Origin of the sequence: Enterobacter cloacae complex sp. P40C2, from assembly GCF_014930695.1 — a bacterium.
In the GTDB taxonomy this organism is placed as follows: Bacteria; Pseudomonadota; Gammaproteobacteria; order Enterobacterales; family Enterobacteriaceae; genus Enterobacter; species Enterobacter pasteurii.
On record NZ_JADBRP010000001.1, the window covers coordinates 265717 to 279373 of the forward strand.

The following is a 13657-nucleotide window of genomic DNA, read 5'->3' on the forward strand; positions in this document are numbered from 1 at the left end:
TAAAATGTCCTCACGTAAAGAGCTTGCTAATGCTATTCGTGCGCTGAGCATGGACGCAGTACAGAAAGCCAAATCCGGCCACCCGGGCGCCCCTATGGGCATGGCTGACATCGCCGAAGTCCTGTGGCGTGATTTCCTGAACCATAACCCGCAGAACCCGGCATGGGCTGACCGCGACCGTTTCGTGCTGTCCAACGGCCATGGCTCTATGCTGATCTATAGCCTGCTGCACCTCACCGGCTACGATCTGCCAATCGAAGAGCTGAAAAACTTCCGTCAGCTGCACTCCAAAACTCCAGGTCACCCGGAAGTAGGCTACACCGCTGGCGTTGAAACCACCACCGGCCCGCTGGGCCAGGGCATTGCGAATGCCGTGGGTATGGCGATTGCTGAGAAGACCCTGGCGGCACAGTTCAACCGTCCTGGTCACGACATCGTTGACCACTTCACCTACGCGTTCATGGGCGACGGCTGCATGATGGAAGGCATTTCTCACGAAGTGTGCTCCCTGGCAGGCACCCTGAAGCTGGGCAAACTGGTGGCGTTCTACGACGACAACGGTATCTCCATCGACGGTCACGTTGAAGGCTGGTTCACTGACGACACCGCAGCACGTTTCGAAGCTTACGGCTGGCACGTTGTGCGTGGCGTTGATGGCCACGATGCTGACTCGATTAAACGTGCGGTTGAAGAAGCGCGCGCCGTGACCGACAAGCCGTCCCTGCTGATGTGCAAAACCATCATCGGCTTTGGTTCTCCGAACAAAGCGGGCACTCACGACTCCCACGGTGCACCGCTGGGCGACGCGGAAATCGCGCTGACCCGTGAGCAGCTTGGCTGGAAATACCCTGCCTTCGAAATCCCGTCTGAAATCTACGCTCAGTGGGATGCGAAAGAAGTGGGCCAGGCGAAAGAAGCGGCCTGGAACGAGAAGTTCGCGGCTTACGCGAAAGCCTTCCCTCAGGAAGCGGCTGAATTCACCCGTCGTATGAAAGGCGATATGCCGTCTGACTTCGACGCGAAAGCGAACGAGTTCATCGCGAAGCTGCAGGCGAACCCGTCTAAGATCGCCAGCCGTAAAGCGTCTCAGAATGCGATCGAAGCCTTCGGTCCTCTGCTGCCTGAATTCCTCGGCGGCTCCGCTGACCTTGCGCCATCTAACCTGACCCTGTGGTCTGGCTCTAAGCCAATCAACGAAGATACTGCCGGTAACTACATCCATTACGGTGTACGTGAGTTCGGTATGACCGCGATTGCCAACGGTATCTCCCTGCACGGTGGTTTCCTGCCGTACACCTCTACCTTCCTGATGTTCGTGGAATATGCACGTAACGCCGTGCGTATGGCCGCGCTGATGAAACAGCGTCAGGTGATGGTCTACACCCACGACTCCATCGGTCTGGGCGAAGATGGCCCAACTCACCAGCCGGTAGAGCAGGTTGCTTCCCTGCGTGTGACCCCGAACATGAGCACGTGGCGTCCATGTGACCAGGTTGAATCCGCGGTGGCGTGGAAATACGGCGTTGAGCGTCAGGACGGCCCGACCGCGCTGATCCTCTCCCGTCAGAACCTGGCGCAGCAGGAACGTACGCCAGAGCAGCTGGCGAACATCGCCCGCGGTGGTTACGTGCTGAAAGATTGCGCAGGCCAGCCTGAGCTGATCTTCATCGCGACCGGTTCTGAAGTTGAACTGGCGGTTGCAGCATGGGAAAAACTGACTGCCGAAGGCGTGAAGGCGCGCGTGGTCTCCATGCCGTCTACCGACGCGTTCGATAAGCAGGATGCGGCTTACCGTGAATCCGTACTGCCGAAAGCGGTTACCGCTCGCGTGGCAGTGGAGGCGGGCATCGCTGACTACTGGTTCAAATACGTTGGCCTGAACGGTGCAATCGTCGGTATGACCACCTTCGGTGAGTCTGCTCCGGCTGAACTGCTGTTCGAAGAGTTCGGCTTCACCGTTGAGAACGTCGTCGCGAAAGCGAAAGAACTGCTGTAATGGTTTGTACGGTGCGGGCTGATGCCCTCACCCCAACCCTCTCCCTGGGAGAGGGTGCAAACGCTAAAAACGGTAACCCTCGGGTTACCGTTTTGCGTTTACGTCGCCGTAAATTATTCCATCTAAAATGTGACGCAAGTCATATAGCTGGCTTATTGCTCTGGACAGCCATTCCTTTTATTCCCCGATTCGCTTATTCTTGCTGAAGCGTTTCAGTCGATTAAATGTTCGACAATTGACCAATCAATCGCAGTTTGTAATAGCAAAGATTCCCCTTCGGGCGTAGCTGGATTACTCTTTCAGCCACCTCAAACTCAGGGATAGCTTTGCAGGAGATCTATGACCGTACGCGTAGCGATTAATGGCTTCGGTCGCATCGGGCGCAATGTGGTTCGTGCTTTATATGAATCCGGGCGTCGTGCGGAAATAACCGTGGTGGCAATCAATGAACTGGCGGATGCTGCGGGCATGGCGCATTTGTTGAAATATGACACCAGCCACGGACGCTTTGCCTGGGACGTTCGCCAGGAAAGAGACCAGCTGTTTGTCGGTGACGATGCCATCCGCGTGCTGCACGAGCGCGATATTGACGGGCTACCCTGGCGAGAGCTGGGCGTGGACGTGGTGCTGGACTGTACCGGCGTGTACGGTAACCGCGAACATGGCGAAGCGCATCTTAATGCTGGCGCAAAAAAAGTCCTGTTCTCTCATCCCGGCAGTAACGACCTCGACGCCACCGTCGTGTTTGGCGTTAACCAGCACGAGCTGCAAGCCGAACACCGCATTGTCTCCAACGCCTCCTGCACTACCAACTGCATTATTCCGGTCATTAAACTGTTAGACGATGCGTATGGCATTGAATCCGGCACGGTGACCACGATTCACTCCGCCATGCACGATCAGCAGGTTATCGACGCCTACCACCCGGATTTACGACGCACTCGCGCGGCGAGTCAGTCAATCATACCGGTGGATACGAAGCTGGCAGCCGGGATCACCCGCATTTTCCCGCAGTTTAACGACCGTTTTGAAGCGATTGCCGTGCGTGTTCCGACGATAAACGTCACCGCAATCGATCTTAGCGTGACGGTAAAAAAACCGGTAAAAGCCTGTGAAGTCAACCTGTTGCTGCAAAAAGCGGCACAGGGTGCATTTCATGGTATAGTTGACTATACGGAATTACCGTTGGTCTCAGTAGATTTTAACCACGACCCGCACAGCGCCATCGTGGATGGCACGCAGACGCGCGTCAGTGGTGCACACCTCATCAAGACGCTGGTCTGGTGTGATAACGAATGGGGCTTTGCTAACCGAATGCTCGACACCACGTTAGCAATGGCCGCAAAAGGTTTCAGGTAGAGCGCACCTTGCGCTTGCAAAACTTTAAGAATCAACGAGAGGATTCACCATGTCTGTAATTAAGATGACCGATCTGGATCTGGCAGGTAAACGCGTTTTCATCCGTGCCGATCTGAACGTACCGGTTAAAGATGGCAAAGTGACCAGCGACGCGCGTATTCGTGCATCTCTGCCAACCATTGAACTGGCTCTGAAGCAGGGCGCTAAAGTGATGGTCACCTCCCACCTGGGCCGTCCAACTGAAGGCGAGTACAACGAAGAGTTCTCTCTGCTGCCGGTTGTTAATTACCTGAAAGACAAACTGTCCAACCCGGTTCGCCTGGTGAAAGATTACCTGGACGGCGTTGAAGTTGCCGAAGGCGAGCTGGTTGTTCTGGAAAACGTTCGCTTCAACAAAGGCGAAAAGAAAGACGACGAAACCCTGTCCAAGAAATACGCTGCACTGTGTGACGTATTCGTAATGGATGCATTCGGTACGGCTCACCGTGCTCAGGCGTCTACCCACGGTATCGGTAAATTCGCTGACGTAGCTTGTGCTGGTCCTCTGCTGGCTGACGAACTGGAAGCACTGGGCAAAGCGCTGAAAGAGCCTGCTCGTCCAATGGTCGCCATTGTTGGCGGTTCTAAAGTTTCTACCAAACTGACCGTTCTGGATTCCCTGTCTAAAATCGCTGACCAGCTGATCGTTGGCGGTGGTATCGCGAACACCTTCGTTGCTGCTCAAGGCCACAACGTGGGTAAATCCCTGTACGAAGCTGACCTGGTTGACGAAGCAAAACGTCTGCTGGGTACCTGTGATATCCCGGTTCCAACTGACGTTCGCGTTGCGACCGAGTTCTCCGAAACCGCTACCGCGACCCTGAAATCTGTAAACGACATCAAAGATGAAGAGCAGATCCTGGACCTGGGCGACGTTTCTGCACAGAAACTGGCTGAAATCCTGAAAAACGCAAAAACTATCCTGTGGAACGGTCCAGTTGGCGTGTTCGAATTCCCGAACTTCCGCAAAGGGACTGAAATCGTTGCTAACGCTATCGCAGACAGCGAAGCGTTCTCTATCGCAGGCGGTGGTGACACCCTGGCAGCTATCGACCTGTTCGGTATCGCTGACAAGATCTCCTACATCTCCACTGGTGGCGGCGCATTCCTCGAATTCGTGGAAGGCAAAGTACTGCCAGCAGTAGCAATGCTCGAAGAGCGCGCTAAGAAGTAAGCCATTCAGGGGCAGGGAAACCTGCCCAATTTTCAGCGCGCTTATAAGAGCTCGCACCTTTTCTAACGGCCGAAGATACAGGACTAAGCAACATGTCTAAAATTTTTGATTTCGTAAAACCTGGCGTTATCACTGGTGATGACGTACAGAAAGTGTTCCAGGTAGCTAAAGAAAACAACTTCGCTCTGCCAGCAGTAAACTGCGTAGGTACCGACTCCATCAACGCCGTACTGGAAACCGCTGCGAAAGTGAAAGCACCGGTTATCGTTCAGTTCTCTAACGGCGGCGCTGCGTTCATCGCAGGTAAAGGCGTGAAAACTGACGTTCCTCAGGGTGCTGCAATCCTGGGCGCTATCTCTGGTGCGCACCACGTACACCAGATGGCTGAGCACTACGGTGTTCCGGTTATCCTCCACACTGACCACTGCGCGAAGAAACTGCTGCCGTGGATCGACGGTCTGCTGGACGCGGGTGAAAAACACTTCGCTGCAACCGGTAAGCCGCTGTTCTCTTCTCACATGATCGACCTGTCTGAAGAGTCTCTGGAAGAGAACATCGAGATCTGCTCTAAGTACCTGGCGCGTATGTCCAAAATGGGCATGACCCTGGAAATCGAACTGGGCTGCACCGGCGGTGAAGAAGACGGCGTGGACAACAGCCACATGGACGCTTCCGCTCTGTATACCCAGCCAGAAGACGTTGATTACGCTTACACCGAACTGAGCAAAATCAGCCCGCGCTTCACCATCGCAGCGTCCTTCGGTAACGTGCACGGCGTTTACAAACCAGGTAACGTGGTTCTGACCCCAACTATCCTGCGTGATTCTCAGGAATACGTTTCCAAAAAACACAACCTGCCGCACAACAGCCTGAACTTCGTCTTCCACGGCGGTTCCGGTTCTTCTGCTCAGGAAATCAAAGATTCCGTAAGCTACGGCGTAGTGAAAATGAACATCGATACCGACACCCAATGGGCGACCTGGGACGGTATCCTGCAATACTACAAAACCAACGAAGCTTACCTGCAGGGCCAGCTGGGCAACCCGAAAGGCGAAGACCAGCCGAACAAGAAATACTACGATCCACGCGTATGGCTGCGCGCTGCGCAGACGTCCATGGTGACCCGTCTGGAGCAGGCATTCAAAGAACTGAACGCCATCGACGTTCTGTAATTTGAGCTGCTAACAGCACATCAGAAGGCCCGCAACTGCGGGCCTTTTTTTTATGTTTTTTCAATATCCTGCAACACCTGGTTTTGTGATCTGTTTGGCAATACCTGGCTTTTTGTTTACCCTTTACTGACCTGCCTGTCTCCATGTGGGATGGATTTTGTGGTTTGGTTTAGCATAAGGATAAATGAATGGAAGATCTCGGTGTAGTAGATGGCATTAACAACGCGGGAACCTGGCTGGTGCGCAACCAGGCGCTGCTGCTGAGTTATGCGGTAAATATCGTCGCGGCAATCGCGATCGTTATCGTGGGTATGATCGTGGCGCGCGTCGTGTCCAATGCAATTAATCGTGTCATGCTCGCTCGTCATATTGATGCGACGGTGGCCGACTTCCTCTCCGCGCTGGTGCGTTACGGCATCATTGCCTTTACGCTGATTGCGGCGTTAGGCCGCGTGGGCGTGCAGACTGCATCCGTTATCGCAGTGCTCGGTGCGGCCGGTCTGGCCATCGGTCTGGCGTTGCAGGGGTCGCTTTCGAACCTGGCGGCAGGCGTACTGCTGGTGACCTTCCGTCCGTTCCGCTCCGGTGAATATGTCGATCTGGGCGGTATTGCCGGCACCGTGTTGCAGGTGCAGATTTTCTCTACCACCCTGCGTACCGTCGATGGTCGTATTGTGGTGATCCCGAACGGGAAAATCATCGCGGGCAACATCATTAACTTTTCCCGCGAACCGGTGCGCCGCAATGAGCTGATCATCGGTGTGGCATACGATTCAGATATCGAGCAGGTGAAGTCGCTGATTACCAACATTATTGCTTCTGACGATCGCATTCTGAAAGATCGCGAGCAGACCGTTCGTCTGAACGAGCTGGGCGCGTCATCCATCAACTTCGTGGTGCGCATCTGGAGCAAAAGCAGCGATCTGCAAAACGTTTACTGGGACGTGCTGGAGCGCATCAAGCGTGACTTCGACGCTAACGGCATCAGCTTCCCGTACCCGCAGATGGACGTAAACCTCAAGCGCGAAAAAGCAGCCGAGTAATCCGCATTCCCTCAGGCCCGGTAGCGTTAGCGCCGCCGGGCTTTTTTTTAATTAGTTCTCCTAATACCCAATTAATATTATCAATTTCCTCTAATGACGTTCGCGCAGTATAGTCTGCTTCCGGAACAACTCTGCGAGAACGATGTCATGTTATCTTATTATTTTCAGGGGCTTGCGTTAGGCGCGGCCATGATCCTTCCTCTCGGCCCACAAAACGCGTTCGTGATGAATCAGGGCATTCGCCGCCAGTACCATCTGATGATTGCTCTGCTGTGCGCGGTGAGCGATCTGCTGCTGATTTGCGCCGGGATTTTTGGCGGCAGCGCCCTGCTGATGCAGTCGCCGTGGCTGCTGGCGCTGGTCACCTGGGGCGGCGTGGCGTTTCTGCTCTGGTACGGATTTGGTGCCCTGAAAACCGCCATGAGCAGCAGTATTGAACTGGCGAGCGCCGAGGTGATGAAGCAGGGGCGCTGGAAAATAATCGCCACCATGCTCGCCGTGACCTGGCTGAACCCGCACGTTTATCTTGATACGTTTGTGGTGCTGGGCAGCCTGGGCGGTCAGCTAGACGTTGAGCCGAAGCGCTGGTTTGCGCTCGGCACGGTCAGCGCCTCTTTTCTCTGGTTCTTCGGCCTGGCGATCCTGGCAGCGTGGCTGGCGCCGCGGCTGCGTACCGCCAAAGCGCAGCGCATCATTAATACGCTGGTAGGGCTGGTGATGTGGTTTATTGCTTTCCAGCTGGCGAAAGAGGGCATTCATCATGTACAGGGATTGTTCAACTAAGCGTTTGTCTTATGGACATCTGAACAAGACCCGCTAAGCTTGCTGGCATGAGCCCTGTTGTTGGGGCACTCTTCGCAACATGGAGGAATGACAGTGAAGTTTAAGGTGATGGCCCTGGCGGCATTAGTAAGTTTAGGTTCGGTGTCGGTGCAGGCGAATGAACTGCCGAACGGCCCGCACATCGTCACTTCAGGCACCGCAAGCGTGGATGCGGTACCGGATGTTGCAACCCTGGCAATTGAAGTGAACGTGGCTGCGAAAGATGCGGCTTCCGCCAAGAAACAGGCAGACGATCGTGTTGCGCAATACCTCTCATTCCTGGAACAGAACGGTATCGCTAAAAAAGATATCAGCTCTGCCAACCTGCGTACCCAACCGGATTACGACTACCAGAACGGCAAAAGCATTCTGAAAGGCTATCGTGCCGTGCGTACGGTGGAAGTGACCCTGCGCCAGCTTGATAAGCTCAACTCACTGCTGGACGGCGCGCTGAAGGCAGGGCTGAACGAAATTCGTTCCGTCTCGCTGGGCGTTGCGCAACCGGAAAAATATAAAGACGAAGCGCGTAAAGCGGCGATTAACGATGCGATTCATCAGGCGGAACAGCTGGCAGCCGGCTTCAAGAGCAAGCTCGGTCCGGTTTACAGCGTGCGTTACCACGTCTCTAACTACCAGCCAAGCCCGATGGTTCGGATGATGAAGGCTGACGCCGCGCCGGTATCCGCTCAGGAAACCTATGAGCAGCCGTCCATTCAGTTCGACGATCAGGTGGATGTAGTGTTCCAGCTGGAGCCAAATCAACCTCAGCAAACTGAGGCGGCTAAGGCGCAATAATTTGCCCTCACCTAAACCCTCTCCCAAAGGGAGAGGGAATTCAGGCGATTAATCCTGCCTCAACACCTTATGCCCAAACGCCAGCAGCGCGTCGGTGACGTTGCGCATCATGCGGCTTTCCGGCGCAAAACGGTGCCAGTACAGCATCCGGCGCTGATACAGCCCCGGCGTCAAGTCAATCAGCTCACCGCTTTTTAACTCTTTTTCTATCTGCAAATGCGGGATCATGCAGCAGGTGGTTCCCTGACGCGCCAGCTGCACGAAGGCTTCGGACGAATTGACGATATGGCACGGCACGCTGCCCGGCGGCAGGTCGAAGTTTTGCTGCAGGAAGGCCTGGTGCATATCGTCCAGATGGTCAAACGCCACGGCAGGAGCTTTCAGCAGCGCGGCACGGGTCACGCCGTTCGGGAAGTAGCGCTCGGCAAAGGCTTTAGAGCCTACGAACAGGTAGTCCAGCGCGCCCAGCTGATCGACCAGGCAGCTTGGCAGCGCCTGAGGCTGGATGCTGACGGCACCAACCACTTCACCGCGACGCAGCCGCTCCTGGGTGCGGGTTTCATCTTCAACCTGGAGATTCAGGCGGATCGGGGAGTCGGCCAGCACCGGCGCAAGAGCCGGCAGCAGCCAGGTTGCCAGGCTGTCGGCGTTCACCGCCAGCGACAGCAGTAGCGGCGTAGACCCGGTCTGCTCATCGCCCAGCCACTCGTCTTCCAGCAGTTCAACCTGGCGCAGCAGGGCGAGGAGCTTTTGCCCTTGTTCCGTTGGACGCGGCGGCACGGTACGCACCAGCAGCGGCTGTCCGAACATGTTTTCAAGCTGTTTGATACGCTGTGATACGGCGGACTGGGTGATGCACAGCTTCTGCGCCGCGCGCTCAAAACCGCGTTCACGAATAACTGCATCAAGTGCCTGTAGTGTTCTGTAGTCCGGACGTTTCATTGCTCTGGCTGACTCCTTAATTTTGCTTAATCTGCACTATGACACAATTTTCCCTTCGTGGCAGACGAAATCCATTCGACGTGTTCTATAATGCGCCCTGAGTTTTCACACCACAGGCATAACGATCATGACGCAGGATGAACTGAAAAAAGCAGTAGGATGGGCCGCTCTCCAGTACGTACAGCCGGGTACCATTGTCGGTGTTGGTACGGGGTCGACGGCGGCACACTTTATCGATGCACTCGGCACGATGAAGGGGCAGATCGAGGGCGCAGTTTCCAGCTCCGATGCTTCCACGGAAAAGCTGAAAAGCCTCGGCATTACCGTTTTCGATCTCAACGAAGTGGATCGTCTGGGGATTTACGTTGATGGCGCGGATGAAATCAACGGCCACATGCAGATGATAAAAGGCGGCGGCGCGGCGCTGACCCGTGAAAAGATCATCGCCTCCGTAGCGGACAAGTTTATCTGCATCGCAGACGCCTCCAAGCAGGTCGACATTCTGGGTAATTTCCCGCTGCCGGTCGAAGTGATCCCTATGGCGCGCAGCGCCGTGGCGCGCGCGCTGGTGAAGCTGGGCGGCCGTCCGGAATACCGCCAGGGCGTGGTGACCGATAACGGCAACGTGATCCTCGACGTTCACGGTCTCGAGATCCTCGACGCGATCGCGCTGGAGAATGCGATTAACGGCATCCCGGGCGTCGTAACCGTAGGGCTATTTGCCAACCGTGGCGCGGACGTGGCGCTGATCGGCACGGCTGACGGCGTGAAAACCATCGTAAAATGATCTGACGGGGGGAGCTCTCCCCCCGCTAAAAAAATTTTGAAACGCTAAATTCGGTGACTTGTGTCACGTTTTTCCGCCTCTTTTGCCGATCCTGCCGCGTTCATAAATTTCCACAGCATTTTCCTCTGTCATTTTGCTCTGTATGACTTTTCTTCAGAGTGCCGACGCAAACGTTCATATTGCTGCAATAGTTTTTTTTGATATGTTGGCTGCACGGGATTTCAATCCAGCACAACATCAGTTCAGATAAAAACAGGGTCGGGTAAATGGCAAAGGTATCACTGGAGAAAGACAAGATTAAATTCCTGCTGGTCGAGGGCGTGCACCAGAAAGCGCTCGATAGCCTTCGTGCGGCGGGTTATACCAACATCGAATTTCACAAAGGCGCGCTGGACTCGGAAGAGCTGAAAGCGTCCATCCGTGATGCCCATTTCATTGGCCTGCGATCCCGAACCCAACTGACTGAAGACGTTATTGCCGCGGCGGAAAAGCTGGTGGCGATCGGCTGTTTCTGCATCGGCACCAACCAGGTGGACCTGAATGCTGCCGCAAAACGCGGTATCCCGGTCTTTAACGCCCCGTTCTCCAACACCCGTTCCGTGGCGGAGCTGGTCATTGGCGAGCTGCTGCTGCTGCTGCGCGGCATACCGGAAGCTAACGCCAAAGCACACCGCGGCGTGTGGAACAAGCTGGCGTCCGGCTCCTACGAAGCGCGTGGTAAAAAGCTGGGGATTATCGGTTACGGCCACATTGGTACGCAGCTCGGTATTCTGGCGGAATCTCTCGGTATGCACGTGTTTTTCTACGATATCGAAAGCAAGCTGCCGCTGGGTAACGCGACGCAGGTGCAGCATCTGTCTGACCTGCTGAACATGAGCGACGTGGTCAGCCTGCACGTGCCGGAAAACGCCTCCACCAAAAACATGATGGGCGCGGAAGAGCTGGCGCTGATGAAGCCGGGCTCGCTGCTGATCAACGCCGCGCGCGGCACGGTGGTCGATATTCCTGCGCTGTGCGATGCGCTGAAGCGTAAGCATCTGGCGGGGGCGGCTATCGACGTATTCCCGACGGAGCCTGCCACCAACAGCGATCCGTTCACCTCTCCGCTGTGCGAGTTCGACAACGTGATCCTGACGCCGCACATCGGTGGGTCAACTCAGGAAGCGCAGGAGAATATCGGCCTGGAAGTGGCGGGTAAGCTGAGCAAATACTCCGATAACGGTTCAACGCTCTCTGCGGTGAACTTCCCGGAGGTGTCTCTGCCGCTGCACGGCGGTCGCCGCCTGCTGCACATCCACGAGAACCGTCCGGGCGTGCTGACCGCCATCAACCAGATCTTTGCCGAGCAGGGCGTAAACATTGCCGCACAGTATCTGCAAACCAACTCGCAGATGGGCTACGTGGTAATTGATATTGAAGCGGATGAAGACATCGCGGAAAAAGCGCTGCAGAGCATGAAGACCATTCCGGGAACGATTCGCGCGCGTCTGCTTTATTGATATGTGAGGTTTGATGCCCTCACCCCATCCCTCTCCCACAGGGAGAGGGCGAAAATATCAAAAACGGTAACTGGCGTTACCGTTTTGCTTTTACCTCCACTCCCACAGCTTCGACGGCGTCACCACCGCCGGCAGCGGAATATCCCACTTCTCAACGGGCAAGGCTTCTACAGCCTGGCAGTCATGCGCATAACCCACCGGCTGCAGGCCATACTGCTGCCAGTTTTGCAGCGTTCTGTCATAGAACCCGCCGCCCATGCCTAATCGCTGACCCTGCTCATCAAACGCCACCAGCGGCACGACCAGCACGTCCAGCTCAGCCAGCGGCAGCACGTCGCGCACGTCGAGTCTGGGTTCGGTAATTTTCAGACGATTTACCACCAGCTCGCTGTGCGGATGGTAGTGCAAAAACAGGAGATGGCCTTTGCTGAACGGATGCAGCACCGGCAGGTACACCCGCTTTCCGGCGCGCCAGAGCTGGTCGATAAGCGGTTGGGTATCCAGCTCGCCGTCAAACGAGAGAAACAGCGCGACCGTGTTTGCCATCACTACAGGCGGATAGGCCATCATACGGGCGGCGGCCTGCTGGGCAAAATGCGCTTGCCGATCGGGAGTTAACGCGCGGCGGCGTTGACGAATGAGCTGACGAATGTCCTGGCGTGAAGCAGAAACTTCAGGGAATTGAGTCATGGTAGTCGGTAGAAGAAAAGAGAGGGAATCTCCGAGATGCCGCCGCAGGCTGTAACCCTTGAACCCTTGGTTCAAGGTGAATGTGTCGTCATAGTTTTAAGGCTTCTCGGACGAACCGAGCATGCTCACCAACCATGGAGCGCCACATTCTTGTGGTATGAAATATCGGCTCAGGGGACTGGCCCGCTTGCGAACATCTCAGAGAAATTTTGTCTTCACAGTTACTCTACCATAGTCAACTGCGAAGTGTTATTCAAACTTTGGTCCCGATCTTTCGGGATTGCGACCTTGATCAAGCAATGCCTGTTCTATGGTCTGCTGGAGCATTTTAATGCGCTGCTCCATGCTGGCCGCGTAGTCGCGGGTCTTCGCTTTTTCCTGAGTCAGTTCATAGCTGATGTTCAACGCGGCGATGAAAACCAGCTGCTCAGTATTTGTGACTCTAGTGCGTTCTTTTAGATCTTGCAACCGCTGATTCAAATCGTCCGCAGCCTGATTCAAAGCATCCCTTTGTTCAGGCGGACAATTCACTCGCAGTGAACGGCCAAAAATCTGGAGATCGACGGGTTGTGCAGACATGCCACCTTCCTGCTGATTGACTGCGCTGCCTTCGCTTACTGCCCCGTGGGCTGCGAAGGGGCGACACTATAGCTACCCTGATGTGAAGATACAAGCCCTTTTCTGGTATCACCAGGGTCCAAAGTGGTAGCATATCATGAATATCCTCCCTTTGATGACGAATGCGTATGTCTATACAGAACGAAATGCCTGGTTACAAGGATTTAAGCCAGTTACTGAACCAGCAGGGAGTCGGTTTAACCCCTGCCGAAATGCACGGTCTGATCAGCGGCATACTGTGCGGCGGAAACAGCGACAGTTCATGGCAGCCGCTGATCCACGACCTCACGAACGAAGGGCTGGCGTTTGGCCACGAACTGGCGGAAGCGCTGCGTAAAATGCACGCCGCAACCAGCGACTCCCTGGAAGACGATGGCTTTCTTTTTCAGCTTTATCTGCCTGAAGGCGATGACGTCAGCGTGTTCGATCGCGCCGATGCGCTCGCGGGCTGGGTAAACCACTATCTGCTTGGCCTCGGCGTAACCCAGCCTAAACTTGATAAAGTGACCGGCGAAGCGGGTGAGGCGATTGACGATCTGCGTAATATCGCCCAGCTCGGCTACGACGAGGACGAAGATCAGGAAGAGCTGGAGATGTCTCTCGAAGAGATCATCGAGTATGTTCGCGTGGCGTCTCTGCTGTGCCACGACAACTTTACGCGCTCGCAGCCGACCGCGCCGGAAGTTCGCAAGCCAACATTACATTAAGAACAATAACGCAC

Annotated in this window: 13 protein-coding genes and 1 other RNA gene; 10 read left to right on the top strand and 4 right to left on the bottom strand. The window is 55.3% G+C overall.

Annotated features, from left to right (window positions below):
• Positions 1-4: 4 nt before the first annotated feature.
• The 7 genes from tkt (at position 5) to IM304_RS01285 (ending at position 8400) form a co-directional block, all read left to right on the top strand.
• A complete protein-coding gene (gene tkt / locus IM304_RS01255) occupies positions 5-1996 on the top strand; it encodes a transketolase (protein WP_148418534.1) in 1992 nt (663 codons plus the stop codon).
• 339 nt (positions 1997-2335) lie between these two features.
• Positions 2336-3355, top strand: a complete 1020-nt coding sequence (gene epd / locus IM304_RS01260; protein WP_193354939.1) for an erythrose-4-phosphate dehydrogenase — start codon at positions 2336-2338, stop codon at positions 3353-3355.
• Positions 3356-3404: 49 nt separating this feature from the next.
• The gene (pgk, locus tag IM304_RS01265) at positions 3405-4568 is read left to right on the top strand and encodes a phosphoglycerate kinase (protein ID WP_048957304.1); all 1164 of its coding nucleotides are present in this window, start codon (positions 3405-3407) and stop codon (positions 4566-4568) included.
• A 92-nt stretch (positions 4569-4660) separates the two neighbouring features.
• Complete coding sequence (gene fbaA / locus IM304_RS01270) at positions 4661-5740, top strand: class II fructose-bisphosphate aldolase (RefSeq protein WP_063867865.1); 1080 nt, start codon at positions 4661-4663, stop codon at positions 5738-5740.
• Positions 5741-5928: 188 nt separating this feature from the next.
• Positions 5929-6783: a small-conductance mechanosensitive channel MscS gene (locus tag IM304_RS01275; RefSeq protein WP_148418536.1), complete on the top strand. Its 855-nt coding sequence runs from the start codon at positions 5929-5931 to the stop codon at positions 6781-6783.
• A 147-nt stretch (positions 6784-6930) separates the two neighbouring features.
• Positions 6931-7566, top strand: a complete 636-nt coding sequence (gene argO, locus IM304_RS01280; protein WP_148418537.1) for an arginine exporter ArgO — start codon at positions 6931-6933, stop codon at positions 7564-7566.
• A gap of 93 nt (positions 7567-7659) precedes the next feature.
• Positions 7660-8400, top strand: coding sequence for an oxidative stress defense protein (locus IM304_RS01285; protein WP_193355067.1), 741 nt, complete (start codon positions 7660-7662; stop codon positions 8398-8400).
• A 48-nt stretch (positions 8401-8448) separates the two neighbouring features.
• Here the strand turns inward: IM304_RS01285 and argP are convergent, their stop codons facing one another.
• Entirely contained in the window at positions 8449-9342 is an 894-nt protein-coding gene (gene argP, locus IM304_RS01290; protein WP_003860089.1) for a DNA-binding transcriptional regulator ArgP, read from the bottom strand.
• A gap of 127 nt (positions 9343-9469) precedes the next feature.
• On the opposite strand from argP, the gene rpiA reads away from it, so the two are divergent.
• Together rpiA and serA are read left to right on the top strand one after the other, a co-directional pair.
• Positions 9470-10129, top strand: a complete 660-nt coding sequence (rpiA, locus tag IM304_RS01295; RefSeq protein ID WP_148418538.1) for a ribose-5-phosphate isomerase RpiA — start codon at positions 9470-9472, stop codon at positions 10127-10129.
• 266 nt (positions 10130-10395) lie between these two features.
• Positions 10396-11628: a phosphoglycerate dehydrogenase gene (serA, locus tag IM304_RS01300; protein WP_148418540.1), complete on the top strand. Its 1233-nt coding sequence runs from the start codon at positions 10396-10398 to the stop codon at positions 11626-11628.
• A 90-nt stretch (positions 11629-11718) separates the two neighbouring features.
• Here the strand turns inward: serA and IM304_RS01305 are convergent, their stop codons facing one another.
• From IM304_RS01305 to zapA, 3 genes are all read right to left on the bottom strand, one after another.
• Entirely contained in the window at positions 11719-12318 is a 600-nt protein-coding gene (locus IM304_RS01305; RefSeq protein WP_148418541.1) for a 5-formyltetrahydrofolate cyclo-ligase, read from the bottom strand.
• A 24-nt stretch (positions 12319-12342) separates the two neighbouring features.
• A non-coding RNA gene (gene ssrS / locus IM304_RS01310) (6S RNA) lies at positions 12343-12526 on the bottom strand.
• Positions 12527-12567: 41 nt separating this feature from the next.
• On the bottom strand, positions 12568-12897 hold the full coding sequence (gene zapA / locus IM304_RS01315) for a cell division protein ZapA (protein WP_063618800.1): 330 nt from the start codon (positions 12895-12897) through the stop codon (positions 12568-12570).
• A 167-nt stretch (positions 12898-13064) separates the two neighbouring features.
• Between zapA and IM304_RS01320 the strand changes: the two genes are divergently transcribed.
• Positions 13065-13643: a YecA family protein gene (locus tag IM304_RS01320; protein WP_148418542.1), complete on the top strand. Its 579-nt coding sequence runs from the start codon at positions 13065-13067 to the stop codon at positions 13641-13643.
• The last annotated feature ends 14 nt before the right edge of the window (positions 13644-13657 follow it).

Coding starts and splice junctions, on each gene's coding strand:
- IM304_RS01305 (WP_148418541.1), bottom strand. CDS start 12,318: ATGACTCAATTCCCTGAAGTTTCTGCTTCACGCCAGGACATTCGTCAG.
- IM304_RS01275 (WP_148418536.1), top strand. CDS start 5,929: ATGGAAGATCTCGGTGTAGTAGATGGCATTAACAACGCGGGAACCTGG.
- pgk (WP_048957304.1), top strand. CDS start 3,405: ATGTCTGTAATTAAGATGACCGATCTGGATCTGGCAGGTAAACGCGTT.
- rpiA (WP_148418538.1), top strand. CDS start 9,470: ATGACGCAGGATGAACTGAAAAAAGCAGTAGGATGGGCCGCTCTCCAG.
- zapA (WP_063618800.1), bottom strand. CDS start 12,897: ATGTCTGCACAACCCGTCGATCTCCAGATTTTTGGCCGTTCACTGCGA.
- argP (WP_003860089.1), bottom strand. CDS start 9,342: ATGAAACGTCCGGACTACAGAACACTACAGGCACTTGATGCAGTTATT.
- IM304_RS01320 (WP_148418542.1), top strand. CDS start 13,065: ATGTCTATACAGAACGAAATGCCTGGTTACAAGGATTTAAGCCAGTTA.
- tkt (WP_148418534.1), top strand. CDS start 5: ATGTCCTCACGTAAAGAGCTTGCTAATGCTATTCGTGCGCTGAGCATG.
- fbaA (WP_063867865.1), top strand. CDS start 4,661: ATGTCTAAAATTTTTGATTTCGTAAAACCTGGCGTTATCACTGGTGAT.
- epd (WP_193354939.1), top strand. CDS start 2,336: ATGACCGTACGCGTAGCGATTAATGGCTTCGGTCGCATCGGGCGCAAT.
- serA (WP_148418540.1), top strand. CDS start 10,396: ATGGCAAAGGTATCACTGGAGAAAGACAAGATTAAATTCCTGCTGGTC.
- argO (WP_148418537.1), top strand. CDS start 6,931: ATGTTATCTTATTATTTTCAGGGGCTTGCGTTAGGCGCGGCCATGATC.